The sequence below is a fragment of the Altericista sp. CCNU0014 genome (assembly GCF_044923475.1).
Taxonomy (GTDB): domain Bacteria; phylum Cyanobacteriota; class Cyanobacteriia; order Thermosynechococcales; family Thermosynechococcaceae; genus JAAURS01.
Window position 1 is genome coordinate 1,684,585 of sequence record NZ_CP137338.1, and the last position, 26,966, is coordinate 1,711,550.

At 48.7% G+C, this 26,966-nt stretch carries 25 protein-coding genes and 1 tRNA gene; 15 read left to right on the forward strand and 11 right to left on the reverse strand.

From position 1 onward, the window contains the following. Positions 1-158 precede the first annotated feature (158 nt). Positions 159-791, forward strand: a complete 633-nt coding sequence (gene ruvA / locus R6H26_RS08475; RefSeq protein ID WP_404789977.1) for a Holliday junction branch migration protein RuvA — start codon at positions 159-161, stop codon at positions 789-791. A gap of 88 nt (positions 792-879) precedes the next feature. Then, complete coding sequence (locus tag R6H26_RS08480; protein ID WP_404789978.1) at positions 880-1,578, forward strand: hypothetical protein; 699 nt, start codon at positions 880-882, stop codon at positions 1,576-1,578. Positions 1,579-1,809: 231 nt separating this feature from the next. Here the strand turns inward: R6H26_RS08480 and R6H26_RS08485 are convergent, their stop codons facing one another. From R6H26_RS08485 to R6H26_RS08495, 3 genes are all read right to left on the reverse strand, one after another. Next, positions 1,810-2,643, reverse strand: coding sequence for a 2OG-Fe(II) oxygenase (locus R6H26_RS08485; protein ID WP_404789980.1), 834 nt, complete (start codon positions 2,641-2,643; stop codon positions 1,810-1,812). An 882-nt stretch (positions 2,644-3,525) separates the two neighbouring features. Next, positions 3,526-5,406, reverse strand: a complete 1,881-nt coding sequence (locus tag R6H26_RS08490; protein ID WP_404789982.1) for an EAL domain-containing protein — start codon at positions 5,404-5,406, stop codon at positions 3,526-3,528. 681 nt (positions 5,407-6,087) lie between these two features. Continuing rightward, positions 6,088-6,888, reverse strand: coding sequence for a tetratricopeptide repeat protein (locus R6H26_RS08495; RefSeq protein WP_404789984.1), 801 nt, complete (start codon positions 6,886-6,888; stop codon positions 6,088-6,090). 252 nt (positions 6,889-7,140) lie between these two features. Here R6H26_RS08495 and R6H26_RS08500 point away from each other — a divergent pair, with 252 nt between their 5' ends. Further along, on the forward strand, positions 7,141-8,007 hold the full coding sequence (locus R6H26_RS08500) for a 6-carboxytetrahydropterin synthase (RefSeq protein ID WP_404789985.1): 867 nt from the start codon (positions 7,141-7,143) through the stop codon (positions 8,005-8,007). Positions 8,008-8,037: 30 nt separating this feature from the next. Here the strand turns inward: R6H26_RS08500 and R6H26_RS08505 are convergent, their stop codons facing one another. Together R6H26_RS08505 and R6H26_RS08510 are read right to left on the reverse strand one after the other, a co-directional pair. Further along, on the reverse strand, positions 8,038-8,505 hold the full coding sequence (locus R6H26_RS08505; protein WP_404791257.1) for a tetratricopeptide repeat protein: 468 nt from the start codon (positions 8,503-8,505) through the stop codon (positions 8,038-8,040). A gap of 85 nt (positions 8,506-8,590) precedes the next feature. Then, entirely contained in the window at positions 8,591-9,298 is a 708-nt protein-coding gene (locus R6H26_RS08510; RefSeq protein WP_404789987.1) for a rhomboid family intramembrane serine protease, read from the reverse strand. Positions 9,299-9,376: 78 nt separating this feature from the next. Between R6H26_RS08510 and R6H26_RS08515 the strand changes: the two genes are divergently transcribed. Next, positions 9,377-10,723, forward strand: coding sequence for a DUF3685 domain-containing protein (locus R6H26_RS08515; RefSeq protein WP_404789989.1), 1,347 nt, complete (start codon positions 9,377-9,379; stop codon positions 10,721-10,723). A 283-nt stretch (positions 10,724-11,006) separates the two neighbouring features. Further along, positions 11,007-11,672 (forward strand): pentapeptide repeat-containing protein, encoded by a 666-nt coding sequence (locus tag R6H26_RS08520; RefSeq protein WP_404789991.1) that lies wholly within the window; start codon positions 11,007-11,009, stop codon positions 11,670-11,672. On the opposite strand, the gene R6H26_RS08525 is transcribed toward R6H26_RS08520, so the two are convergent. Together R6H26_RS08525 and mrdA are read right to left on the reverse strand one after the other, a co-directional pair. Next, on the reverse strand, positions 11,655-12,116 hold the full coding sequence (locus tag R6H26_RS08525) for an NADAR family protein (RefSeq protein ID WP_404789992.1): 462 nt from the start codon (positions 12,114-12,116) through the stop codon (positions 11,655-11,657). The genes R6H26_RS08520 and R6H26_RS08525 overlap by 18 nt on opposite strands. Before the next feature lie 87 nt (positions 12,117-12,203). Continuing rightward, positions 12,204-13,982 (reverse strand): penicillin-binding protein 2, encoded by a 1,779-nt coding sequence (gene mrdA / locus R6H26_RS08530; RefSeq protein ID WP_404789994.1) that lies wholly within the window; start codon positions 13,980-13,982, stop codon positions 12,204-12,206. 398 nt (positions 13,983-14,380) lie between these two features. Between mrdA and glmM the strand changes: the two genes are divergently transcribed. The 3 genes from glmM to R6H26_RS08545 all read left to right on the forward strand — a co-directional run bounded on the left by glmM (position 14,381) and on the right by R6H26_RS08545 (position 16,574). After that, positions 14,381-15,787: a phosphoglucosamine mutase gene (gene glmM / locus R6H26_RS08535; protein WP_404791259.1), complete on the forward strand. Its 1,407-nt coding sequence runs from the start codon at positions 14,381-14,383 to the stop codon at positions 15,785-15,787. Between the two features lie 296 nt (positions 15,788-16,083). Next, positions 16,084-16,428 carry a hypothetical protein gene (locus R6H26_RS08540; protein ID WP_404789996.1) on the forward strand — a complete coding sequence of 115 codons (345 nt, stop codon included), beginning with the start codon at positions 16,084-16,086 and terminating at the stop codon, positions 16,426-16,428. A gap of 72 nt (positions 16,429-16,500) precedes the next feature. Beyond that, a tRNA-Asp gene (locus R6H26_RS08545) sits at positions 16,501-16,574 on the forward strand. 69 nt (positions 16,575-16,643) lie between these two features. Here R6H26_RS08545 and R6H26_RS08550 read toward each other — a convergent pair. Next, positions 16,644-17,000: a DUF1816 domain-containing protein gene (locus R6H26_RS08550; protein WP_404789997.1), complete on the reverse strand. Its 357-nt coding sequence runs from the start codon at positions 16,998-17,000 to the stop codon at positions 16,644-16,646. Positions 17,001-17,188: 188 nt separating this feature from the next. On the opposite strand from R6H26_RS08550, the gene R6H26_RS08555 reads away from it, so the two are divergent. The 4 genes from R6H26_RS08555 to R6H26_RS08570 all read left to right on the forward strand — a co-directional run bounded on the left by R6H26_RS08555 (position 17,189) and on the right by R6H26_RS08570 (position 22,354). After that, positions 17,189-18,301 carry a transporter substrate-binding domain-containing protein gene (locus R6H26_RS08555; protein WP_404789999.1) on the forward strand — a complete coding sequence of 371 codons (1,113 nt, stop codon included), beginning with the start codon at positions 17,189-17,191 and terminating at the stop codon, positions 18,299-18,301. Positions 18,302-18,452: 151 nt separating this feature from the next. Beyond that, positions 18,453-19,649 (forward strand): homocysteine biosynthesis protein, encoded by a 1,197-nt coding sequence (locus tag R6H26_RS08560; protein WP_404790001.1) that lies wholly within the window; start codon positions 18,453-18,455, stop codon positions 19,647-19,649. 55 nt (positions 19,650-19,704) lie between these two features. Then, positions 19,705-20,334, forward strand: a complete 630-nt coding sequence (gene pth / locus R6H26_RS08565; protein ID WP_404790003.1) for an aminoacyl-tRNA hydrolase — start codon at positions 19,705-19,707, stop codon at positions 20,332-20,334. A gap of 1,072 nt (positions 20,335-21,406) precedes the next feature. After that, a complete protein-coding gene (locus R6H26_RS08570) occupies positions 21,407-22,354 on the forward strand; it encodes a hypothetical protein (RefSeq protein WP_404790005.1) in 948 nt (315 codons plus the stop codon). Positions 22,355-22,786: 432 nt separating this feature from the next. Here the strand turns inward: R6H26_RS08570 and R6H26_RS08575 are convergent, their stop codons facing one another. Next, positions 22,787-23,461 carry a J domain-containing protein gene (locus tag R6H26_RS08575; RefSeq protein WP_404790007.1) on the reverse strand — a complete coding sequence of 225 codons (675 nt, stop codon included), beginning with the start codon at positions 23,459-23,461 and terminating at the stop codon, positions 22,787-22,789. 198 nt (positions 23,462-23,659) lie between these two features. On the opposite strand from R6H26_RS08575, the gene msrA reads away from it, so the two are divergent. Beyond that, positions 23,660-24,355, forward strand: coding sequence for a peptide-methionine (S)-S-oxide reductase MsrA (msrA, locus tag R6H26_RS08580; protein ID WP_404790009.1), 696 nt, complete (start codon positions 23,660-23,662; stop codon positions 24,353-24,355). Between the two features lie 19 nt (positions 24,356-24,374). On the opposite strand, the gene R6H26_RS08585 is transcribed toward msrA, so the two are convergent. After that, positions 24,375-24,914, reverse strand: a complete 540-nt coding sequence (locus tag R6H26_RS08585) for a Uma2 family endonuclease (RefSeq protein ID WP_404790010.1) — start codon at positions 24,912-24,914, stop codon at positions 24,375-24,377. A gap of 192 nt (positions 24,915-25,106) precedes the next feature. Between R6H26_RS08585 and R6H26_RS08590 the strand changes: the two genes are divergently transcribed. Then, a complete protein-coding gene (locus R6H26_RS08590; protein ID WP_404790012.1) occupies positions 25,107-25,490 on the forward strand; it encodes a DUF4346 domain-containing protein in 384 nt (127 codons plus the stop codon). A gap of 32 nt (positions 25,491-25,522) precedes the next feature. Further along, positions 25,523-26,488 (forward strand): TIGR04168 family protein, encoded by a 966-nt coding sequence (locus R6H26_RS08595; RefSeq protein ID WP_404790014.1) that lies wholly within the window; start codon positions 25,523-25,525, stop codon positions 26,486-26,488. A gap of 59 nt (positions 26,489-26,547) precedes the next feature. Here the strand turns inward: R6H26_RS08595 and R6H26_RS08600 are convergent, their stop codons facing one another. After that, the gene (locus R6H26_RS08600; protein ID WP_404790016.1) at positions 26,548-26,859 is read right to left on the reverse strand and encodes a hypothetical protein; all 312 of its coding nucleotides are present in this window, start codon (positions 26,857-26,859) and stop codon (positions 26,548-26,550) included. Between the last annotated feature and the right edge of the window lie 107 nt (positions 26,860-26,966).

A 26,966-nucleotide genomic window follows, 5' to 3' on the forward strand; every position in this document is an offset into this window, starting at 1 on the left:
AACGCGTCAGGCGCTAGATGGCTATTGCCGTCCAGGCGATCGTCGTACCTCAAGCCTGACCTTACCCCGAAATTGAATCCATACCATCGGCGTCAGCAGATCGGTGAACTCAGATATCCTCTGAAGGATAGCAACTTTGCCCAACCCAGAAATCGATCATGATTGGATATCTCAACGGTCATCTAGCTGACCTCCAGCGCAGTTCCAGCCCGCGCAGCTTCATTACGCTAGATGTCAATGCCATCGGTTACGACATTCAAATTCCAACCCGAACGATCCAACAACTCCCCGAAATAGGAGGCAGCCTTCAGATCTTCACCCATCTGCAAGTCCGCGAAGATCAATGGATCCTCTTTGGATTTAGCACCGCCGCCGAACGCGACCTCTTCCGCCAACTGATTAGCGTGAGCGGCATTGGCCCGCAGCTAGGGTTAGCCCTCCTCGATACCTTTGGACTCCAAGATCTAATCCAGGCGATCGTCAGCAGCAACACCAAATTACTGTCCAAAACTCCTGGCGTAGGTGCTAAAACCGCCGAGCGCATTGCCCTAGAACTGCGAACCAAGCTAGCAGAATGGCGCGAACAAGCCGGACTCGCGACCGCTCCCCTCCCCGGCCCAGCGGCTGAAATTCAAGCTGAGGTTGAAATGACGCTCTTAGCCTTAGGCTACAGCACTCGCGAAGTGATCGATGCGCTCAAAACGGTCGGGCAAAAAACCGCACTGTCTAAAACCGCCAACACAGATGACTGGATCCGCGAGGCGATCGCCTGGCTCAGTCAAGGCGTCTAAATTGAGATTTCATGCCGGAAAGGAACAAATCGCTAGCTATACGGTCTTTTTAACTACAATAAAGCTTGAAATAAAATAAAATCGCTCCATGACTTGCCTAACGCCATCAGCCCGTAGCATTGGAATTGGGATTATTTTCGTTGGTTTGGCTTTAGCAGGGTTACAGCCTGCCGCCACCGCTCAAATCCCTCCTTCTAGAAATACCCCCAACAACCTTGCCCAAAGTAAAACCGCTCCTCACCTCAACACCGAGATCGTTCCAGGGGTTAGCGTTGGACCTATTACAGCTAAAACTACCTATCAAGATCTGGTTAAAATTTACGGTGCTGATAAGCTTTCCGACGTGCGCCCGCCCGATGCAGAAGAAACCGAGCGCGAATTTGGGACAAAAGTCAATCTCGGGCCAGAATTTTCCTTTATCGTAGTCTGGCAAGACAAAACAAAAACCAAACCCTACGAGACCATCGAAATGGGTCCCGGCTGGAAACTCCCCGCCGGACTCCGAGTTGGAATGACCATCGCCGAACTTCAGCAAAAACTAGGCCCCTTCGAAATTGTGGGATTGGGCGGACCCTATTCAGGTATCGTTCCGCTCACCAATACAAAATTAGAGCAATACTTTGGTAAAGTTATCGTGCAACTGGCACCCAAACAAGGTGCGGATAAAAAATTCCCTCAGCAATACAAAGCTATGACCGGAGAAGTTTTGAGGCCCTCAACCGATCCGAATTGGAAGCCTTTAGAAATGAAGGTCAAATATATCGTACTGCTATTTCCTAAAAAATAACTCGATCTTATAATTTATCGATCCAATTTTAATTTTTCGATGCTTTCCTGATTCAATGCCAATAGCAAACAAATAAATTTATTAAGGAGCGAAAGCTCGGCAAAATCAGCAGTTGAAACCGCAGCTGATAGTACAGACTAAAAAGTCTGTACTATCAGAGCGAATCTTTAGTTACATGCAGATTTTACAGAAAAGATCGGACAAAAAGTGCTGTTACTGCCCAAAGGCATTCTAACTCCAATAAGTTAGTGGCATCTTTTGACCTCGATAGCCAACAAAACAAGACATTGAAACACGCGTACCATCAACTGATGGCCGAACAGCATGTACGCGTCCAGAGTCAAACAAAATGAGATCTCCTGTCATAGGCTTGATAGAAACTTCTGGATTAGAGAGTTTGTCTGGATCCAGATGCAATCCATCTTTAGAAAGTTTTAGAAATTCTTTTTGGCAAGGATTCTCTTTCCATACTTCTAACTCGCCACCGTAGCGTGCACCTTGCAAATATATATTTGCAGATAGCTGAGTCTGAAGGAGTACCCGATCTAAATCCTCATTCATATCGCGGGCAAGTACATCTTGATGGGGAGGTAGTTCAAAATGTTCTTCGAACATTCTTACAATGCCAACCATCATCGTTTTTCCATGTATATTTTCTAGACGAGCTCCCATCGGCCACCTCTCTTCCAGTTCGAGCCGCAGTTTATCAATCGGTGCAAGGTATGGAAAACATGAGTTGCGTATAGCCGCACACATCTTACTGGCCTCAGAATAGTATTGATTTAAAAGGTTCGCATCACCTTTTGTTTCAAAAAATGTAAGGCCTGTACGTTGCACTCCTACATCTTTTGCTCTCAAATATCTAGAAAACTCGGGCAACTTTAGTAGATTTTGGCAGAGCTGAGAACAGAGCCAATCTGGATAATAATTTGGAATGCGCAAACAAGCATATTTCCCATCTACTAGATCTAAAATATCTTGTTTCGCAATCGAGTTTGTTACTTTTATGGGCGACGAAATCGAACTGAATGAGTTTCTTCTGTCAAGCAATTCAAGCATGGACATATTAATACCTCAATAGAAACAATCGTGTCGTTTATATTCTCGAAAACCAACAATTGGTGTCTCAGAATATAATTGACACTTTCGATTTCAGATCGACCATCAACACTAAAAAATAAGTCAATTATTAATTTTTATTGAAAATTAACCAATCGAAAACTAGCGAAGCTGTATATCTCGTAAGAGCCAATCTTCTGTAAGGCTAAAGTCCTTAAGAGATTGGAGTCTCGATCTGAATAAATCTAAAATGCCTCTATTTTTATGATTTTATAAAATAGTTTGTATTGTTTCGCTATAACGATAGCCCCGCTCGTACGATCGGGCTACAAATTATATGATTACAAGTAATAAATATGCTTTTTTATAGAAAAGACATCCTTTTCTAAGCTGAGCTTCCAGAAAAGATATCTGCTTTCTATGCTTCTAGGGTTCCCATCTCCACCAGCTAGCTAACATATTTACATGGATGGATATCTCAGGATGTCTCTAGCGGTAGTAGCTGGGTCAGATTGAGATGAGCGAACGAATGGGCGCGCCCAAGTTGCTTTGTGCACATGCCATAGGATCTGCTGAACCCAATTCCACAAGGTTCTGGCACTCGCTGAGATCTCGGGGCATGGGTTTTGGTATCCGTCGCGATCGCTCATAGGGTATCGCAATGTCGAACAGACAGTCAAGGCAAATTCGTTCCTTACAGCTCGCTTGCTTGGACTAATACAGGTTTTATCTAACAGAACGCTCGGGCTGAGTTTTTAGGTTTGGTAGGGACCGTAACCTACTTGGCGTCTTCTGTAGATACAACCGATGGAGAGCCTCCTCCAGCAGGGGCGAAAGTCTTTAGACCAAAAGGGAGATTTTACAGTTTCTACAAGAGGGATAAATACTTTAAAGTGAATTTTGTAGTGCCTCGTAGAGATTGAAGCGATAATCGAGATTCATAAATATTTCTTCTGCTGATTCTCTATCTAAAGGTTTAGAGAAAAAATACCCTTGACCGTACTTACATTTAAGATTGAGAAGGGTCATAAATTGTTGTTCTGTCTCAATTCCTTCAGCAATTGCTTTGAAACCAAAATTTTGGGCTAAAGTAAGAATTGCGCTAACAATTTTAGCTTTCTCGTTATCCTGTTGTAAGCTATTGACAAACGATTTATCAATCTTGAGCGTGTGTACGGGAAGTTGATGGAGATAACTCAACGAGGAATATCCGGTCCCGAAATCATCCATATAAATATCAATTCCTATTTTTTTAAGCTCGTTGAGTAATGTGGAAGCGGAATCAGCATTTGTCATAAGAGTTGTTTCTGTGATTTCTATCTTCAAGTAATAAGAATCAAGGTTGTTTTCTTGTAATATGTTAAAAATCTCGCTTGCCAAATCAGGCTGAGAAAACTGATGACTTGAAAGATTAACACTAATTTTTAGATTATAGTTTTTGTATTTACTTTGCCATAGACTTAGCTGACGGCAGGCTTCAGAAATAACCCAGTAGCCAATCGGAATAATCAGACCATTCTCTTCAGCGACAGGTATAAACTCGCCAGGGGAAAGCAAACCTCGTGTTGGATGCTCCCAACGTATAAGAGCCTCAAACCCCAACAAACAACCACTTTCTAGACAAACAATCGGTTGATAATATAATTGAAATTCTTGCCGCTCAATTGCTCTGCGCAAATCATTTTCTAAATACATTAACGCAACGGCAGATTGATGCATTTCCGCATTGAATACTGCGTATCGTGTTTTACCTGTCTTTCCTAACTCTTTTGCTCGATACATAGCTGTATCGGCATCTCTAAGAATCTCATCAGAATCATGATATGCGGTGTCGCTCAAGGCAATGCCAATGCTAAGGCTTGTAAAAACTTCAAGTCCATCTAAATTAAAGGGGGCCGAAATTATTTCTTGAATTCGATTTGCGATATCAATGGCATCCTGCAATCGTTTTATGTCTTTGAGCAAAATAACGAATTCATCGCCACCCAGTCGGGCTAAGGTATCATCGTTGCGCAAGCACGACTTTATGCGAAGGGCTGTGTTAATTAATAACTTATCTCCAATTAGATGCCCTAGGCTATCATTGACAATTTTGAAGCGATCGAGATCCAAAAACAAGACCGCAAAAAAATAATTATTATTTTCTTTGAATTTTAAAAACTCTTTTTTTAATCTATCCACAAAAAGCGTTCGATTTGGCATTCCAGTAAGTGAATCATGACAAGCATAGTGTAAAAGTTGTTTTTCCGAACTTTGACGCTTTTCTACATTTTTTTGGAGTTCGTAAATATTTCGTCTTAATTCAAGCTGCGTAACAACTTGACGAGCTAAAACGCTGAGTGCGTGAATTTGTTCGTCATCTAATTGACGTGGCTTATGATCGAGAACGCACAAAGTTCCCAACGCTACGTTGTTAGGTGTAAATAGAGGAGCACCCGCATAAAAACGAATTTTTGCATCGCCGATAACAAAAGGGTTGTCTCTAAATCGTTTGTCTTTATAAGTATCTGAAATGATAAAGATATCTTTCTGTAAGATAGTATAATTGCAAAATGTAATGCCGCGAGGCTCTTCTGAAGAAGTAAATCCTAATTTGGATTTATACCATTGCCTTTGGTCATCTATCAAACTAATTGCGGCAATCGGGACTTTGCAGATATAAGCAATTAAACGCGTTAGGTCATCAAAATGCTCCTCGGGTAAGGTATCTAATATTTGATACTCGCGAAGCATGTTTAGACGATCTTCTTCGATCTTAGATAGCTTCATTAATCTCTCTCCCCAAGACTAATTTTAATGATTAACGATTTCAATTAATTCTGGAAATAAGAAATCTTCAAACTATATCTAGAGTTCATATAAATTCTAAAACTAAAATAATGCTAGCAATTTCTAAGGTCGAGGCATGATTTTGATGATGGAGAACCTTTACTCACGAAACGATCGCAACGGTCAAAGCGATGCTCGAACTTTAATGACATCTCCAAAATATGCTGCAACTAAGGCGATGTAAGAGCTTTAAACGACAAAACTCCTAGTAATTCAACTTATACCGAACTGCTCCGCAGACAGGTGAGATCGATCGAACGCTCTGTAGATCGAGCAGTTCAGCATCGGCTAACCCAGTAAACCTGTATTTCCAGGAGAAATACAGAAATGCAAAAATCTGCTTAGCAGTCAACCCAAGCCAGAAATACTTAGTATTTAACGGATAGCTAGGTTATTACAACCATCAAAAGGCTCATTAAAGTCTATGAGGAGCAGAAAATAATCGTTTTCAAGGTCTACTCGCCTCTCCTTCAAGAATAACAAAAGAGATAGATAAAGGCTCACTATCTGCGGGAACACGCCTTGCTATAGCATCGTATACCCATATCCGTTCGTCAACAATCAGGTCGGCGATCGCCGCACCTGTTCTTGGAACGTTAAAACGATGGAAAAAATCGGAGCTTATTTGTAAGGCTTCTCGATTTGCCGAACCTGCTGCATCAGCAATAAAGTCTGCTGATACCGCGTAGGGTCATCCTGCTGCGAAAAAATCTTAGCCGCCTCCTGTAAATCTTGTAGCCCTGCGTGCTTTTCTCCCATCTGAGCGCGCAAGGTACCTCGGCTACCGTAAGCTTCAGCCAACTTAGGATTGAGCACGATGGCCCTTGTGTAGTCAGCCACAGCTCCTCTGTATTTACCCAGATCCGAGAGCGCTTTGCCGCGATTGTAGTAAGCATCTGCATAGGTAGGCTTGAGTCTAATCGCGCGGTTGAGATCGGACAGCGCCCGAGCGATGTCTCCCTTAAACTCGCCGTATAGCATTGCGCGATGGTTGTAGGCTTCTGCATACCTTGGGTTGATCTGGATAGCCTTATTAATGTCCAAAAACGCACCCTGGAAATCCTCCGTATCGGTGCGCACTTCGCCTCGGCTATACAATGCTTTGTAATTCCAGGGATCGAGGTCTAGTGCCTTATTAAAATCCGCGATCGCATTTTTATAGTCCTCTAGATCGTGGTGGGCCAGCCCTCGATTAATGTATGCTTCCGTCGAACGAGGGTTGAGCTGAATCTCCTGCGTAAAGTCGGCGATCGCTCCTTTATAATCGCCCCGTCGTACTTTGGCTTTCCCTTGCTGGAGGTGGTTCGATGCTTGTAGAGTTACGTTGGCGCGCGGCGATCGCGCTGATGCTTCAGAGGTTGTACCTAACAACATTAGCGCTAGCGAACAAGGAATAATGACGATCTTGAAAGCAGCTTTCATGAGTCTCGAAGCCCGTGGGTTTGCATTTTGCCCGATCCGATACTGTTCTTAAAAACTTGTTTTTTACTACCCTCTATCTTTCTCTAACCTACTGCACACCGCAGCATACACGTATACCGTTAACAGAGATTTAACACTAATTCGCGATAAAATCCGTCAGCTCGCGCAGCTTTGCGCTAAAATATTAAGGAATATATCGCAACCTCACATTTTAAATCTCGGTTGCGAATCGCTCACTTAGCTTGCCCTCTTATGCAATGCATTATTAATCGACGTGCTGAATTTTCTGCCAGTCACAGGTATTGGTTCTCAGATCGAACGGAACAAAGCAATCAAGAACAATTTGGAGCCTGCGCTCGGTCTCCGGGGCACGGGCACAACTACGAGCTTTACGTTTCGATGTTGGGAGAACTAGATCGGTACGGTATGGTGCTCAACCTATCGGACGTCAAGCAGGTCATCAAAAAAGAAGTTACGAGCCAACTTGACTTTGCCTATCTAAACGACGTTTGGCCCGAATTCAGTCATACCTTGCCCACAACCGAAAATCTCGCGCGTTTGATTTGGCAGCGGCTAGCGCCGCATTTGCCCCTCGTTAAAATTCAACTATACGAACATCCTCGCCTGTGGGCAGAGTATAAAGGAGCTGGAATGGAAGCCTATCTCACCGTCGGGACTCACTTTAGCGCGGCCCATCGTTTAGCGTTGCCAAGCCTCAGTCTCGAAGAAAATACAGAAATCTATGGCAAATGCGCCCGACCCAACGGCCACGGTCACAACTATCACTTAGAAGTGACGGTGAAGGGCGAAGTCGACGCTCGCACCGGAATGCTGGTGGATTTAGTCAAGCTCCACGAGGTTATCGAGGAAATAGTCATAGAGCCTTTAGACCACACCTTTTTAAATAAAGACATCCCCCACTTTGAAACCGTGGTACCCACCGCTGAAAATATTGCGGTCTATATTGCCCGACTGCTCAAAACCCCTATTCAAGCGTTGGGGGCCGTCCTCGATCGCGTCAAACTTATCGAAAGTCCTAACAATTCCTGCGAAATCGATTGCAGTTGGTTAGACTCCGAACTTCACCTTCCCGCTCAGAGTCAGCCCGCTCTCGTGTAGTCGGTAAAACCCTTCTATTTCTCGGGAGCGCTACAGCAGTGCTTGGCATTCTAGCATCAGCTTTTGATTGATCAGCGCGTAGGGCTGTACGTTCAAGGCTTCGTGAAAGGCTTGAATTGCAGCTCGATAGTCCCCCAAAGCTGCATGGCACAAACCCAAGCCGTGCAGCGCGCCGAAATGAAAAGGTACGAGTTGAAGGGTCGCTTTGCAGTCCTGGAGCGCTTCAGTATATTTGTGTTGGGTATAGTACAGCACCGCACGGCGGTTCCACGCTTCCGCAAAGTCTGGCAATTGTTCGATCAGTTGGTTTAGAAGCTGTTCTGCTGCTTCGGGTTTTCCTGTTTCTAGAAGTTCTTGGCTTCGCTGAAGCTGTTCTAGGCCCGTTGCGCCTTTTTGCCAAAACCAAAGTTCCCAGAGAGACTGCGTTGCGCGATCGCGCACTCTAGGCTCAGAATTCTTTAAGTCTTCGAGTAGCTGTTCTACCGCTCCACCATCCATCACCGCTGCTTTATACCTTTCCTCGTAACGACGGAGATCGAGCGTACATTAGAATGTAGCGATCGAGCCGGAAGCCGACCCTAGCCTAATATTCATTGGAGCGATCCGAAAAAAGCCCTAGCAGCGGTCCTAAAATGGCACCAAAGACAAAACCGCCCGCATGCGCCCAGTAGGCAATGCCGCCGTTCTGCATGCCGACATTGGTGGGTACGTTGAGGCTAGCAAAGCTGTACAGGGCTTGCTGTGCAAACCAAAAGCCCAAAAAGAAAAACGCAGGGACCCGAAACGTCCACATAAAAAAGCCCAAGGGGACCAACGTTAAAATTTCAGCCTGAGGGAATCGCAGGATGTAAGCGCCCATGACCCCGGCGATCGCTCCGCTAGCGCCCAAAGAGGGGATCGCTGAGTACGCGCTGAAAAACCATTGAGCGAGTCCGGCCAAAACGCCGCAAGCCAAGTAAAAAATCAGAAACCGAACGTGACCGAGCTTGTCTTCAACATTGTTGCCAAATATCCACAGGAACAGCATATTTCCAGCAATATGCAAAAAACCGCCATGCAGAAACTGTGACGTAAACAGCGTCACCCAAGCTGGGAATGGCAATCCCGTCGGCTCTCCCGCAAAAGATGCGGTCAACGCGCGAGGGACGATAGCCCACACGCGAAAAAACGATTCTAGCTGCTGCGGTCCCAAACTGAGCTCGTAAACAAACACCGCAATATTGATGGCAATAATGGCGTAGGTTACAACTGGGACAATTCGAGTAGGGTTATTATCGCGAAGGGGGACCACAGGCTTACTGCTTTACTGTTACAACTAAACGTACACTATCCTCAACCCTTTGTGCCTCAACCCAATGAAAGGATCGTTATGTCTAGGACGACACGCCCTCTCTCCCAGCGCCTTGGCTTAAGCCGCATTAAACTTCAGTTGCGGCAGCAAAGCATTGCAAAAATTCAGCAACGCTACCAAATGGTGGCTCAAGGGCTTGAAGATGGGTCTTTGTCTTGGTGGGAATGGGCTGTGCTGACGGGGCAACTCCGAGAGCTCAGTGCCGCCCAGCACTTGGTTGAAACTTTGTTTGCAACAGCAGCGGAAGAGCCTACCTCGGACGAGCGAGTATTAGAGACCGATCCGTTTCCTTCGGGCCGTTCCTTAGCGCTGAGCCGTCCCATCGCAGCCGCGCTGGATCGCCATACCTTTACTGAAAATGACGACTTTCAGACGCTTAAATATGTCATTTTGGATCGATTAACTGCAAAATTAACGCTGCCTTTGACCAACCAGACAGATACCCCTCTTGAGATAGATATTCTCAAACCTGTCAAAAAGCAAGAACTGTTCTTAGTCGTTCTCAAGCAGTTCGAGGCATTGCTGGATGAGCTGCGCTTTTCGCGGGTCTCGCGATCGCAGCTCAAATCCAAGCGACGCCAACTTTTGCAGGACTTATGGCAAAGTTCAGCCACCGACTTTTTGGGCAAATACCGTACCATTGCCGTTGGGACTCTAGATGCCAGCACCTCCGCTACCGAAATCATGCAGCAAGTCCTGCTAGATATAGTCGTTGTCGATAATGCAATTTTGGAGCGCGTGCCCCTCTTTGTAGAATTGCTGGATCACCTACTGTTTCATTCAGACCTCGAGATGGATCGGCAGGTCTACCCCGTCGGTTCTTCAGAGGCAATCCTTCAAGGCGAAGCCATTTTAGGCAATGTCGTCCTCCAAATTTCCAACGCCGTGGCGCAGCCCTTAATCAATCGGTTTTCTGGGGTCGACGAACTACGGCGCGATTTCTTTGACCGTCGCTGGCTTTCTACCCGCGAAATCGAGCGATTTCGGAACGCGCTTTCGTGGAAGTATCGCGTCTTGCAATGGTTTGTGGAGCCAACCGATATTTTTGAAAGCCAGTATCGCCTGCTCGCTTTCAGCGAAGCGGGCCTTCAATACCGCACTATTTATGCCCCCCGCGACCTCGAACTCAAAACCCTCTCCGGCGTGCCGTTTGTTGTTACCCTAGCCCTAGAAACCCGAGATGCAGTCGCTCCTCCCCTCCAGGCAGCGGTCACGATCGTAGGCCGGGGGATTGTATTTGTCTTGACCCAGGTCATTGGGCGCAGCATCGGTCTTGTGGGACGCGGCGTCCTTCAGGGGATTGGCTACGTCCGGGGGGAGGTGCGATCGCGATCTGCACCATCTGCAAACCAAAGACAACCGTAAAACCACTGACCTCAAGACCCGTCTCTTCCCGCGACTGTCGCCCTCCTATTCATTTTCAGAAAACTAGCATTCTGCATTGTTCGTTTGTCGCTGTAAGCCTTACTGTCTGTTTCTTATTGAAAAATGAGACTGTTCTCTCAATGCAAATCGGCATTCAGCGGCGGCAGGATGAGTTAAAAAAACACTGGGTATCTTCAGCATTTATGCTGTTTGGGTGTGGGTAGCTGTAAATCTATTTTTAACTATAGATAAGACGGCATACGTTTATTGAGAGGAAGCGCGAGTGGACGCCCAACAGCTGATTACTCTTTATCGGTCAGGAGAACGCGACTTCAGCGGTTTGGAACTCGAAAATCTAGACCTGCGGGAGGTAACGCTCGCTGGCTGTAATTTTACAAAAGCCAGTTTGCGAAACGTCGTCCTGAGCGGCGCAAACCTAAAAGCCGCCGTCTTTAAGAATTGTCTTGCAGTAAACCTAGACTTCAGTTCAGCTTGCCTCAAAGGCGCAAACCTACAGCAGCTGAACGGTCAAAACGTCTCTTTCAGCCGCGCCGACCTCCGAGACGCTCGACTCCAGGAAGCCTATGTACTGAGAACCGACTTTACCAAAGCAGTGTTGGCGCGCGCCAACCTGCAAAAAGCCTATCTATGGGGCAGCCTATTTATGGATGCTGACTTCAGCGACGCTATTTTAGACAACGCAAATTTGCAGAATGCAGATCTCTCCCGCGCCGAACTCAGCGAAGCCAAACTGCGCTACTGCTACCTTCACAGCGCTAATTTGCAACATACATCCTGGATTGGGGCTGACCTGAGCTATGCCAACCTCATGCAGGCCAACCTCAACAACGCCGACTTCCAAGAAGCTAACCTCAGAGGAACTGTGCTGCTGCGCGCCGTGCTTCTGAATGCAAAATTTAGTCGCTCTCCTCTAGCTTTTGCCAGTTAGGTTGCGTTGCAGTTCCTGGCGAACGCGCATTAAAACTTTGCCCAACTGATTTTGGCCTAAGCCGTCTGCGCCGCACCCCCAATAGCTATCGGTCGGTGAGTCTTCGATAATCAATTCCTGTCCGGTTTTGAGCAACACTTCTGCAAGGTCTGGGTGGCTCGCAAACTTGGTTGAGACCGCATCGTACATAACAGCAGCCTTGAGAGTATCCCAGTTACAGCGCACGGTATGCTTCGGATTGCGGCCAATTGCCGCTGCCATTTCCGGGCTTTCGGCATTGCAAATCTGCTGGCAAAGGTGCCGATCGACCGTCCCGACAAATTTTTGAGCCTGATAGTAATGTTCTGCAGTGGGCCAAAGGGTTCCCCCTAGCCAAATACTGTGGGGAGAAAAATTAGAGAAACAGCCATACGGCTCGCACACCTTATAAAAAAAAATGGTCATTCCCAGAAAACGGGCAATAGTTCCATTCCCATGATGGCAGGAAACTTCAGCTAAATGCAGTCTGGATCGCAGAGAAGCAGACAGGGTTTATTTTTTGAGCGGGTTATTTTTGAAGTACGCCTCAAACACCTTGAGTGCCATGGGGCCGCAGGTGCGACCGCCCCCGCCCCCAGAATTTTCGGCAAAGGCAACGACCACAATCTCTGGTTTGTCAAAGGGCGCAAACCCTCCAAACCAGGTATGAGACGGACGCGGCGGATCTTCTCCCGTCCCACTTTTTCCTGCCACGGGCGGGAGGTTAGGTACGTTGAGCGCAGTACTGGTTCCGGCCTGGACCACCGCTCGCATGCCAGTCCGAAGAGTTCTCAAGGTTTGGGGTTTGATATTTAAGGATTGCCGCCAGTGATTGACGGGCAGGTCGGACTTGAGTAAGTGAGGCTTTACGCGATAGCCGCCATTGGCCGGAACCGCAAACACCACAGCTGTTTGGAGCGGACTTACCTGAACGGCTCCCTGCCCGATCGACATCATCACCGAATCTGCGGGGTACCAATTCTCCTGCCAGACTTTCTTTTTCCAGTCGGGATTCGGCAAAAATCCTTCCGCTTCGCCTGGAATCTCGATTCCGGTTTTTTGGCCCAATCCGTAGCGATGCGACCAGTCCAGCAGCGTTTTAGGGCCGACCTTGACGCCGACTTGGCCGAAAAAGGTATTGCTGCTCCACTGCAAAGCTGTTACAAATCCAATCGCGCCAAATCCAGCTCCATTCCAGTCGCCTACCCCATGAATGGAGGGGTAGGTCATGAGCACCGCATCGGGAGAAAATTTGCCCGATTCCATGCCTGCGGTAGCCGTAATAATCTTAAAGGTGCTAGCGGGGGGGAACCCCTGAAGCGAACGGTCTACAAAGGGAAACGATCGCTTTTGCAAGGTTTGCCACTGGGCTTCAGTTATGCTTTTAGCAAACCAGTTGGGGTCAAACGCCGGATGGCTTACCATCGCCAAAATTGACCCATCTCTGGGGTCCATGGCAACAATAGATCCTTGGCGATCGCCCAATGCTGCTTCTGCGGCCTTTTGGACATCCAGATCCAGCGTCAGCGTAATGTCTTTCCCCGGCAGCGTGGGCTTTTGGCCCAAAATGCGCACGATCTGACCGGCCCCATCCACCTCCACCTGCTGACCGCCCCAGGTGCCGCGCAGTTCATCTTCGTAGGCGGCTTCAATCCCCATTTTGCCGATGACGTCTCCGAGGCGATAGCCTCGGTCCTTCTTCTTGTCTAGCTCTTCTCCCGTAATTTCGCCGATGTACCCCAAGGTTTGAGCGGCCATTTCTCCATTGGGGTAGTACCGGGTGGCTTCATTGTCTACTTCAATGCCAGCTAGCTCGCTGCGGTGCTCTTCTAACGCCACAATCTGGCTGTAGGAGATCCCCCGTGCCACCCGCACCAGAGAAGGAGAGTTGACCCCGGCTTTTTTAACCTTTTCTTGAATTTGCTGGGCGGGAACGTCGAGGATCTCGGAGAGGGTCTCCAATGTTTGAGGCCACTGCGCTTTTTTTTGCACCAAAGGCCATACGAACACGGAGTAAGAACTCTGGCTTCCGGCAAGAACTCGGCCTTTGCGATCGAACACTTTCCCGCGTTCTGGTCGTTTGGGAATGAGCTGAATGCGGTTTTCGTCCGCTAGTTCTCGATTGAGCTTGCCCTGAACCACTTGTAAAAAGGCTAAGCGTGCCGGAATCAGTCCGAAGAGCAGCAGGCTGACCAGGGCGATCAAAACGACATTTCGCGGGCTTTGCCCAATGGCCCGAGCGGAAGATCGATGCGGCGATCGCCGAATATTGTGAGACTGAAGCAACGTCATGGAAGACAAATAAACATCAAAAAAAAGGGCTATACCCAACACTCTAAACTGCTCGTCGGGCGATCGCCAAATTTTAGAGAACCGAACGAAGTTTACCTATCCCCTTGACTTGAATAGCGTAAGGCATAGGTATATTTTGAAGCAAGGTGATAAGCTAACCACAGCTTATAGGTACGGTTTTAGAGGGGCAGTTCGCTGTTGCAAATTGACCGTCAAAGGCTAAACTCACCGATCGAGTCTCTGGTGCGGGTTGTTTCTCGATCGAACCCAATGAGAGGGCTTGTGATGTCGAATTTAGAGCAGCTAGCCCAGAGCCGTTGGATTGAACTTCGAGTGTTGTGTGTGGAGCGAGCAGTGTCATGGTGGTGTCTTCAGAATCTTTACCTTCTCTCCTTTCGATGAAATCACCCCTACGGAAGGAGTCCGATATCGGTTCCAGCCGAAAACCGCGTCAATTGTTTGGGACGGACGGCATTCGCGGCAAGGCGGGTCAATTATTAACGCCTGCTCTTGCAATGCAAGTGGGCTTTTGGGCTGGAAAAGTACTGCAGCAGGAAGCAGGAAGACCCGGTCCATTTATGATGGGTCAAGATTCTCGGTGCTCCAGCGATATGCTGGCCATGTCCCTGGCGTCGGGCTTGACTGCCGCTGGCTTGGACGTTTGGAATATGGGACTGTGCCCTACCCCTGCAGTCGCCTACCTCACCCATCGCACCGAAGCTTTAGGGGGTGTGATGATTTCCGCTAGCCACAATCCGCCGGAAGATAATGGCATTAAGTTTTTTGGGGCAGATGGCGCAAAGCTATCCCTCGGCATTCAGCAGGCGATCGAAGATCGCCTGTACTCCAGCTCGATTGAGAGCGTGACGGGGCATATCTGGGGCCGCCACCACCATCGATCCGACCTGACGCAGGTTTATCTGGAATCGCTTCAAACTCCTTTCAACGCTAACCTGACCCTCCAAGGGATGAAAATAGTGCTGGATTTGGCTTGGGGTGCGGCAACGCAATTGGCACCCGACCTATTTCGACAGATGGGGGCTGAGGTCATTTGCCTCCACGATCGGCCCGATGGCACTCGGATTAATGTCAATTGCGGCTCCACCCACTTAGAGACGCTTCGAGAGGCAGTGGTCAGCTGCAGCGCAGACATTGGTTTTGCCTTTGACGGAGATGCCGACAGAGTTTTGGCGATCGATTGCAGCGGTCGTACGGTCGATGGAGATTACATTTTGTACCTTTGGGGCCAGCACCTGAAGCAAGCCCAAAAGTTGCCAAACAATACCATTGTGGCAACGGTGATGTCGAACCTCGGGTTCGAGCGCGCTTGGCAAAAACAGGGAGGCCAATTAGTGCGCGCGGCGGTGGGCGACCAATACGTCCATGCCGAAATGCTCAACCATAATGCCATGCTAGGGGGCGAGCAATCCGGACATATTCTGTGCCGCCATTACGGCATAGGCGGCGACGGTCTGCAAACGGCCCTCCACATTGCGGCCATTGTGAAACAGGCGGGGGTTCCGATCCGAGTGCTTGTAGATGCGAGCTTTGCCACCTATCCCCAACTGCTGAGAAATGTGCGCGTCGAAGATCGCGATCGCCGCTGTCGTTGGCAGGAATGCGAACCGCTCCAAGCGGCTATCTGCGAAGCCGAGGCAGCCATGGGCGATCGGGGCCGAATTTTGGTGCGGGCCTCCGGAACCGAACCGCTGATCCGGGTGATGGTTGAGGCGGCTGACTTCAGTGCCGTCCATCACTGGTGCGATCGCCTTGTGGATGTCGTGAATTGCCATCTCGCAAACTGACTGCTTCTGGACGGCCCGCTACGAACATCACTGCCGATTGCTCGAAAGGTTCACAAAAAGTGGATGCCGCCTAGAAAGGCCAGTTTTTATGGTGGGGCCTGCGATCGACTCCTGCTTAAAAAGCAAACCTTTTCAATTTTTCCTTGGGTTGACAAGGCGATCGCTGGCATAGGAGCAATTATCAAAATCTTAACTAGATCTTAAGTATTCGCCGTCTCGACTCCCCCAAATAACTGGATCTTATCCGTACTATGGAAATTGAACGCGATCGGATATCGTCACCTTAGGAACTTTTTGTGGAAACACTTCAACAGCAGCTTACGGTCGTTAACACCAAAATTGAGGCAATTCATCAAAAAATCGAGGTAATCAGTACCCAAATTGAAGAGCTTTTAGCCTCCACCCGGTCGAACGAGCGACCCAAGATAGTTCGCGACGGCGATCGCACCTATCCTCCCAACGCCAGGGCAGGCCTCCATCGCGACATATTAGCTGACGAAGATCCCGCTCCCTTGACCGGCAGCAAAGGCCAAACCATCAGCCAGGAGCTTCAAATGCAGCGTTTGATGGCGCAGCTCACAGCAGCCTACAACCGCATTGCAGCCCTTGAAGAGCAGTTAATGGCTCAGCGATTCCACTAAATAGCCCCGCCGTTTAAAACCTTATTTGACAAAACCCTTGCATATCTGCACAATAGAGATTGCTCGGGACTTGGGACTGTAGTTCAATTGGTTAGAGCACCGCCCTGTCACGGCGGAAGTTGCGGGTTCGAGCCCCGTCAGTCCCGTTCAAACAATTAGTGTTAGACAGCCTGTCAAAGCGACCGAGGCATTCTGTTTCTTAGCTTTTGAAAATTCTACGGCTGAAAGTTCCAGGAAAACTCGAAAGACTCATCGGGCGGAGTCGTCAGCTGTCTGGGTTTGCACCACTTGACCCGAACGGTAATACCTCGAGCGCCTTCTTCCTCTATATCCTGGATGTAGCCCAACTGAGACGCTTCAGCTTCAGCAAAGCTTGTAAAGGGACCAAAGTAATACAGGCAGTCTGGCCGTGCTGTCTGCAACTCTACCCACCATCCCCAGGTTGATGCTTCATCTTGCCCTAATGAATCCCGTTTCTGCCAAGCTCGCGTCGATGCTTTAATAAAAATCTGGACCATTAAAACGGCAGCGAGCAGGAAAGCTAAATTAACAACCAAGGTACTCTCAAACATGATATATGTTCCTCTGATGCCTTAGCATGGTTTATTGGATTCAGCCTGTACCGATTGTAGAAAGAGTTTTGCAGGCGGCGCTTCCGTTAAATTACAGATCTTTGCCAGCGCGCAAAGAAAGCTTTACGTCCGTTCGAGCGCGTTCGAGAGCGTCGTTCGGTGGTTGACAGATTCTTTCTCAGTCGTCCATGATTGCACTTCAACGATGGTGGAAAAGAGGGGTTCTGGCATTTCTGGGCTTGGCGATCGCGAGTAGCGTCCTGAGCCTGAATGGCCCCCCTCGTTTAATGGCTGCACCCCAGCCTCAGACCTTACGCGTTGCCACCCGTCTCATCCCTCCCTTTGTGATGGAAGAAGGAGGAAAGCTAACGGGCTTTAGTATCGAGTTGTGGCAGAAGATAGCGGACCAGATGGGGGTGAGATCCACCCTGACGCCCTACCCAACCCTCCCGAAAATGTTCGCAGCAGTGGAGCAACAGAACGCAGATCTGGCGATCGCCGCAATTTCCATTACCGCCGAACGCGAGCAAAAATTTGATTTTTCCTATCCTATTTTTGCCTCGGGGTTAAAGATTATGGTACGGAACCCCAATCGATCCGGGTTTGTTCCCAATCTACTTCGAGATTTACTTTCGCCAGCACTGCTGCAAATTATTGGCCTTGCCTTGGCCATGATCGTCATTGCCGCCCATTTGATCTGGCTGTTCGAACGGCGGCATCCCCACAGTTCGATATCGGAGAAGTATTTCCCAGGCATCTTTGAAGCTGCTTGGTGGGCGGCTTCCACGCTAGCAACCCAGGCGGAGGAAATGCCCAGGGGTGCGTTAGGACGCGTGATGGCCATATTTTGGATGTTCATTTCAGTTCTATTCGTGGCCTACTTTACCGCGACCGTAACGGCTGGAATGACGGTTCAAAACCTGCAAGGAGATATCAAAAGTGTAGAGGACTTAAAAGGTCGAGCGGTCGCCACTACCGCCAACAGTACAGCGGCGGCATTTCTCCAAGGCAGACAACTTCAGGTCCTAGAAGTGGACAAAATTGAAGCCGCTTATGCAGCGCTTGCAAACAAACAGGTCGATGCCGTTTTGTTCGATGCCCCTGTCTTGATGTATTACGCCGCCCGCGATGGGCAAGGCAAAGTTCAGTTGGTCGGCGAGACGGTACGAGACGAAAACTACGGCATTCTTCTGCCCATTAACAGTCCCTATCGCAAGGAGATCAATAGGGCGTTGCTGAAGCTCAAAGAAGATGGCACGAGCGAAGCGCTACACGATAAATGGTTCAACCCGGAGCGTTAAACGCTAGATCGCTTTCCGATCTGAAGGGGATTTTTCCGCGATCGCTGAGGAACAAATTGTGGGACGCAGATCGAGATTAGACCGAGAGCAGATCGAGATTAGAATTTTGCCTCAGGACTCTAGACTGGAGAATGGAGTTCACCTCAACAGAATGCGTACCATTGCCGAAATTAATGACAAAATCCAGCGCGGCTCTGTCGTCGTTTGGACCGTCGAACAGCTCAAGGCACGCGTCGCTGAAGCGGGTATTCCTCAAACGGCTGCAGAGGTAGACGTCATTGTAGCGGGCACTTTTGAACCCATGGAGTCTTCTGGAGCCATTCTGAATCTAGGCCATACCGACCCGCCGATTAAGATTCGCCAATGTTGGCTCGATCGTGTGGCGGCTTATTCGGGCTTTGGCGCTGTGGACTTATACCTGGGGGCTTCTCAGTCTGCGGAATCTATCGGAATGTCTGAAGCAGACGGCGAAGAAGTGCGCGAGCGCGGCGGCGGTCACGTCATTGAAGATTTAATCGCCGGGAAATCCGTTCCCCTGCGGGCCACGGGGCAGGGAACCGACTGCTACCCCCGCGCTACTCTCGATACGGTCATCACTAAAGACACCATCAACCAGTTTTATTTGTTCAACCCGCGCAACCTCTACCAAAACTTTATTGTGGGCGTCAATGGCGGCGATCGCCCTCTTTACACGTACCTCGGTCCCCTTCAGCCCCGTTTGGGCAACGCAGTGTATTCCAACACGGGTGCCCTATCCCCCCTGCTCAATGATCCCAATCTGAGGCTCCTCGGTATTGGCTCCCGCATCTTTATGGGCGGCGGTATTGGGTACATCACCTGGGAAGGCACTCAACATTTCCCGCTCCAGAAACGCCGACCCAACGAAACCCCTATTGGCCCTGCGGCAACGCTCGCCCTCATTGGAGATGCCAAGCAAATGAACCCCAAATGGGTGCGCGGTTGTTACTTTAAGCAGTATGGGCCGTCGCTCATGCTGGGCGTCGGGATTCCGTTTCCGGTTTTAGACGAAGAGGTCGTGCGCCGCTGTGCCGTAACAGATGCGGAGTTGGTGGCACCCATTATCGATTTTTCGATTCCGAGACGGGTAAGGCCGACCTTCGGGCTGGTGAGCTACGCGCAGCTTAAATCTGGCAAAATCAAAATTGAAAATAAGATAGTGCGGACTGCGCCTTTGGCCAGCATTGCTCTTTCGCGACAGGTCGCTTTAGAACTAAAGGAATGGATTGAAGCGGGGACTTTTATGCTGACGGAACCCGTTGCTCCCATTCCCAGCGATCGCGCTTTCATTCCCCAGGAAGTTTGGGGTTCGCGAACGAACCTAGAGTGACTTCAGATCGACCTCGCTCGCACGATTTCAGCTGTATCAAGGACGCTCGATCGATATGGTAGACTCCGCGCAGCTCGCGCCTCCACCCATTAGCTTGATTGTCGGTCTGGGCAATCCAGGCGCGAAATACGATCGCACGCGCCACAATGTCGGTTTTGATGCGATCGATCGCTTGGCAAAGCGCTGGCAAATTCCCCTGGCCGAACAGCGTCGATTTCACGGCGAGTTAGGGGAAGGGATGGTGGCAGGGCAGCGGATGCGATTGTTAAAACCCAACACGTTTATGAACAAGTCCGGACAGTCGGTGCGGGCGGTGCTGGACTGGTACAAGCTTCTGCCGCAGCAGGTGCTGGTGCTCTACGACGACATGGATTTACCCGTCGGGAAACTTCGAATTCGGCTCAGCGGTTCGGCAGGGGGGCATAACGGCATGAAATCGCTGATTGCCCATCTGGGAACTCAAGATTTTCCGCGACTGCGAATTGGCATCAGTAAAGCTGCTGAGGCTGGGGCTGCTAAGGATACAATTTCCCACGTTTTGGGCAAATTTACGCCGGAGGAGTTGCAAATTTTGCCGGAGGTGTTGGATATGGCGGCAGATGCGGTCGAGCTGGCGCTCCGGCAAGGAATGGAGAAATCGATGAGTCTTTACAACGGGCGATCGGTGGATGGGGTGAAATCGTAGAGATCGGTTTGGATGGAGTGAGTTATTTCCGGTTAGAAATCCGCTGCATTGACACAGCTTCAGGGTACAAGAAATAGGAGTTTTAAGACAAGTATTAATGCTTAGTAAATATCTTGTTTTTAGAAGCGGGCAACTCGGTATATGCCATCCATTAGCTGAGGTGGATGAGATTGATTGAGAATATTCGCGATCGAGAAAATTTAATTGAGCTGTTGTGGAAGCTCTCTAATAAGGGTGCTATACGATAATCTGTCGCAATGCCCTACCGTTTAGTGTTAGACGACATCTGTCATACTAATGCCCGTAAGAGGGTGTTAGTATGACAGTCTGTTAGATAAACAGCCTGGAGAGAGTGTTAGACGACAGTTTGTCGCTTAAACCATAGTTGGGCTGCTTAAATCCTGGGTAAAGGCAATTTTTCAGAATATCTGTCAGCGTTCTGTTTTGAATTCTCAACGCTTTATCCAGCGAACAGATTTTTTTGATATACTACAAATGGACGGTTGAATCTGAAATCGGTGATTTTCGATCTCGAAGAATGGACTGTAGCTCAGATTTTAGTAAAGGCCGTTTATTAACACTTTGCAAGCTTTAAAAACATCTCCACTCAAAGACTTCGTAAATGGCTGAGCAGCCATCATAGAGTGCAAGGAGCTATGGAAGTTGTGAAACGCTTGGAGATTTAGGTTGAGGCGATTGTCTTCACGCTTTCCAGGTAGCGTTCAGTGGGGTGAAATACGGAGAAGTGCGATTATTTGTAATCTCAAGTTTTGCGTATAACATAACACTTCACTGCACCGGAATAGGGCGTTAAGCTATGAGAGGTGATGTAAGGTGCATCGCTGTCCTGTGAGTTTCGACGTCATGCAGCTTAAGATCTCGGTGGAGGCAGTACCATAAGTTTGTGGCTAGGGCTTTAGAGAATTTGACGATTAAACAACATTGCGGGGCAATGATTGAAGATTATTTCTGCACCACCAAGCTTCAAACATTAGCACCTATTGCATTTCGGATTTGAATTGGCAACTTGTTCCAAAATTCTACAATTTAATAATATAAATTTCAAAAATGTATGTATAAGAATCTTATTCATAAGGTTAATTACACGGTTAAAAATTTTATTATAAACCCAAATAATACCATAAAGTTTTTGCTAGGAAGATTTTATTCTGTACGTTTAATCCTGACTTATTTTGATCGAGTTCATGAAGCAAAAGAGTCTAATTTATTACAATCCTTCTTTCCTGATTTAGATATTTCCTCGGCTGTTAGTTCGCTTAAGAAAGATGGATTTTTTGGAGGACTTGCATTACCCCAAAATATACTTCAAGAAATACTTGATTATACAAAATCGAATGACTGTCATGCTGGAGGCGATCCCCAATTAGGATTCAGAATTTCAGACAAAAAAAAGGTAGACCAGATATATAGTCAGCCGTTTTATATGGCTGACTATTTTAATGTTAGCGAACGATGTCCTGCCATCTCAAAACTTGCAAATGATTCAAAGCTACAGGAAATCGCACATCTATATGTGGGGAAGCGAGCTAAATACACGGGATGTAGCCTCACGTGGGTTTTTCCAGTAGAAGGTCTTTCCCATGATGCGCATAGACAGGAAAGCTGTAGTTTTCACTATGACATCGATGACTATGCCAGCATGAGAGTCTTTTTCTATCTAACTGAGGTAACGACTGAAGGAGCCCCCCATGTTTTTGTTTATGGTAGTCATCATAAAAAGTCTTTATTTCATGTCTTAAATTTTTTGAGTAGAAAACTTGCTGACGAAGCAGTTTCAAAGTTTTACGGTACTGAAAAAGTTTTTCCAATCTACGGTCCGGCGGGATTTGGATTTATTGAAGATACAAGTGGTTTTCATAAAGGAACCGTTCCCAAAAGCCAGCTGCGCCTGATGCTGATGCTGCATTATGCAGGCAACAACTATAACAACGAGAAATATAGCGATCATAGAGATCCTCACTTGCTAAAATCTTTCGATCGATCCAAACACCTACCATGATTTTGCAAATATCATTTAAAATATGCCTATTGAAGTATCTTGTTTCTTGTTATCCTAGGTAGTCCTCATTTGTAAATCGCAAGCCTCTAGAGTGGTTGTTAAACCATGGTTAGGAAATCATCATGTATACGGCATATTTTTATTGCCAAAAACCTGCTTTCCTAGCGAATTGGTAGTTCTCAACTTCAAAAACATTGGTTTTCCTTGTCCAAATGCTAATGTTTCTGAGGTCGATCTCTCAATGCTTACTATTCCTGATGGTTATTATCCGGTCAAGGTATATCTTAGAACTCGCTTCGCTATTCTTCTGGTGTTTATAGGATTGGGTAAAAAGCTCAACGATCCCTCGAACTGGTACCTTTCAGGACACCATTGCACTCATTAATGCTGTCCTTTGAGAATTTCTACTTACCTTTAATATTGCTCTCTCATTCACGCACTGGCTTGGGTATGCAACAGCTTTAAAAGCTTCTGCGCTTCAGCCTGACAAAAATGTCCTGTAGACTTGCACGGTATAGAGAGCAAAATGCGATCGAAGTGCTGCAAAGAGTGACAGGGTACGGACAGGGTTAGGGCCAATGGATCGTCGCACACCATCAGGACAAAGGGACCGCTCTCGTATTCGTGATGGGATGCATCCATGTCCTTGCGGGGCTTGAAGCAATAATGTTCCAAGACATATTCCGCATGGGCAAAAGTAATATACAACCCGCTGGTTTTAACGTGGGGCGGAGGGTTGTGGTTCGCTGAATAGGTCTGGCGGGACTGGGTTTGATGGGGAGCCGATTGGGGCGATCGCGGTTCTCGATCGCGCGCGGCCCGATCGCGGGATGAAGCGCTCGATCGGCGGGAATGACCTGCGGCTTGTCTCGGATCCGCGCACCACTGCTTTAAGCAGTCGTAGGCTTGGTTGAACTGCTTGAGCTTCTCCTCAGCTTTGTGGCGCAACCGAGCGTTATGGCCAAAGCGGTCTGGATGCCAGACCATGACCAAATCCTTGTAAGCTTGCTTGATCTCATCGAGCGTTGCATCTCGATCTAGCTCTAAAGCTCGGAAATAGGCTTCAAACTCATGCATTGCCCGACCAATGAGAGTTGCTGTATTCATCTCATCCTAGTCATCGCGTCTCTTCAAAATCAATCCGATTTAGATAAGTTAGTTGTACTCTTTTCTAAGAATTGACAATAAATATTGCATTTTGCAACGTATTTTTCTTCGATCCAGAGTCCCTCAGGTCGCCCTCAGCGTATTTTCAGACTTGGTGCATAGAATCGAATCCATCAAACCTCACAGGATTTTTGCCCCATGACACCTCCTCGCATCCCCTCCCCTCGCTTACTGTTCTTTAGCTTATCTGCCTTGGCTTTGCTTGCCGCGCTCGCAGGCGGAGCGCCCCACGACCTATCGCACTCCAAGGCAGCCCAACCCTTCCCCGAACCCATCGCTAGTTTACCTGCGGCCTCGGGAAAATCCACTGTCGTTTTGGCAGGCGGATGCTTTTGGGGAATGGAAGGGGTTTTTGAGAGCCTGAAAGGGGTGTCTGATGTGGTATCTGGCTATGCAGGAGGCAGCGCACGCGATGCCATTTACGAAAAGGTCGGGGCCGGACAGACCGAACACGCAGAAGCCGTACGGATTACCTACGATCCATCGCAAATTACCTACGGGCAACTGCTGCAGATTTACTTCGCAGTCGCCCACGACCCGACGCAGATCGACCGACAGGGTCCAGATTATGGCACTCAGTATCGGTCGGCGATATTTTTTAAGGATACTACGCAAAAACAGGTTGCCCGAGCCTATATCGATCGGCTTAATGCGGCTCGCGTCTTCAAGAATCCGATCGCAACCCAACTTTCGCCCCTCAGTCAGTTTTACGCGGCGGAAGAATACCATCAAAACTTTATTGCTCGGAACCCGACGCATCCTTACGTCACGGCCCACGATCTACCCAAGATCGAGCAGCTTCGAAAACAGTTTCCAGCGCTCTACAAACCCTAAGTTTGGGATCTAGAGTTGCTCAAATCAGTCGCTCGACCGCCACTTGAAGATCGGGAAAGGTGAGGGGTGAGAGCATTCCGGTGCGGAAAATTTGTTCGCTCAGGTATTGCCGTCCCTGCGGTTCTCGAAGCACGATGATTCTCGGGTCGGCTAAATCTAAAACCCAATACTCCTGAACGTTTGCAGCAGCATAAATGGCAGCCTTCAGGTCTAGATCTTTGCTAAGGCTGGTTCTGGCCACTTCAATGAGCCAGTAAATATCTTCTGGCCCAGGATGCCTGTTACTGTAAGCAGACTCCGGCAAACGCACGATCGCAATATCAGGCTCGGGTTCAGAGGTATCTAGAGTAATTGGCCCATTAAAGCGAACAGCGGCTTTATCCCGCAAAATTTCCCTTAAATAGTTTGAACTTTGACTGGCGGTGCTGTAGTGAATTGGCGTTTCTGGACTCATTTCAACAATTTCGCCTTCTAGGAGTTCCACCTTGCGATCGCGCAGAACCCCTGCCCCAATCATGCTGTGATAATCTTCGACAGACCATTTCGCTAAGGTTTTCATAGCCCAATTGCTCGCGAGCGGCATAGATATTTTTTATTCTACTCGCCTCTACAGCAGCTCAAGATATTGCGACTGAAGACCGATCTGCAGACAGGCTGCAAACAGGGCTTCGCGAAAAAAGAATGTCGGCGCACTAGACTAGGGAATATAAACTCTGATGCAAAGCGATCTGACAACGCTGCCATATTACAAATGATTTCTCTGTTAGAACAACAAACTGCGATCGACGACAAACTGTCCCAGCGCTTTATTGCGCTCGATCCGGGCGGATACTTTATTATTTATATCGACACTGAGAATGCGCTGATTTACGCTAAGCACTTTACCAACGCCATCAACGAGAAGGGCTTAGCGGTCGATCCAGAGACGGGCGAGCCATTTCCCTGCGGCGTCAAGGTGGAGCGCCAGCCGACGGCTGTTTTCCAGGCCCGAACGGCAAAGGAACTTTGCATTCAAATCTTTGAAGCGCCGGAAATTTCTTTGGTGACCAAGCTGGATCATGCGGCTTACTTGGGTAGAGAGTTTATGCGGGCGGAAATGGCCTTAGCGATGGGGCAGGTGTACGTTCAAGATTAGGTTGGTTTTCCCGTCCCTGTAGGAGACTTGTTTTGACACATTCATCGGTGGCGCGATCGCAGTCTACCTCCCCCTCCAAACCCATTCGAGTTGCCATCGTGGGCGACGTCCACGGCCAGTGGGACGATCGCGACGAGTCGGCATTGATCTCCTTGGGCGTCGATCTAGCCCTATTTGTGGGGGACTTTGGCAACGAAGCCGTCGAGCTCGTCGAGCAGGTTGCAGAAATGTCAATCCCCATTGCGGTGGCGCTGGGCAATCACGATGCTTGGTATAGCGCTACGATTTGGGGTCGCCAAAAGTGTCCCTACGATCGACGATATGAAGATCGAGTCCAGCAGCAGCTCGAGGCGTTGGGAGCGGCCCATATTGGCTACAGCCAGCGCGATTTCCCCCAGATGCAGTTCGGGATTGTAGGAGGCAGACCCTTTAGCTGGGGCGGGCCGGACTGGAAACACGCCGATTTTTACGCCGATCGCTTCGACGTGCACTCCATGCAGGATTCCTGCGATCGCATCGTGCAGGCCGCCCAGCAGTCAAGGTGTGAAACCCTTGTTTTTGTCAGCCACAATGGCCCGACGGGCTTGGGCGATCGCCCCGAAGATCCCTGCGGTCGAGACTGGATACCCGTTGGCGGAGACTACGGCGACCCGGACCTGCACGCGGCGATCGCGGCGACCAAAGCATCGGGAAAACGGGTTGCGCTGGTGACCTTTGGGCACATGCATCACGCGCTGCGCCATACCAGGCAGAAGCTCCGCAAACGAGTCCATGTCGGAGACGATGGCACCGTGTACCTCAACGCCGCTTGCGTCCCGAGAGTGTTAGAGCAAGGCGGCACGAGCTATCGCAACTTTTCATTGGCAAGCTTGGCGGCAGGGCAAGTGGTTCGAATTCAGTCCGTATGGGCGTCCTCAGAAGGGGCGATCGCAGCTCAAGAATTGCTTTACGCGCAGCCGCCTTGCTCGTCCTACGCTTTGCCTGCGGCTAGCGGATGAGGTTTCTTTCATCCCCTAGGGTACATGGGGGAGGAAAACTCACCCCCCATGAGATAGAATTAGCCCGCAGGCTCAAGATCGTCAGGAATGCAGGTTGCCACTGTCTCCCACCCTACGACAAAAAGTCCATTTTTATCATAAATTGGTTTCTGCCATGAAGACGGTGTTTGTCCTTTAGGGCAACCTGCACGCAATACGCCGGGGCCTCCCAACCCTGATGATTCAGGTCGGGTTTGCTTTAGACCCTGAAATCCTGATGGTGCAGATTGAGGTGACGCTTGCGTACTAAAAGTGCGGGGTGAAGCTAAGGCTGCAGATGCAAGTGATACAACGATTAACAGTCCTAACGAAAGAGGTTGAATCAGTTTCATAATGTGTCTCCTTGGATAAAGCTAAGTGAACTTATAAACTTGATTCTCGTTTACGCTCTTCAGTTCGGTGGTGATGTACCTCGTGTAACAGTCGCGCATTTATCATC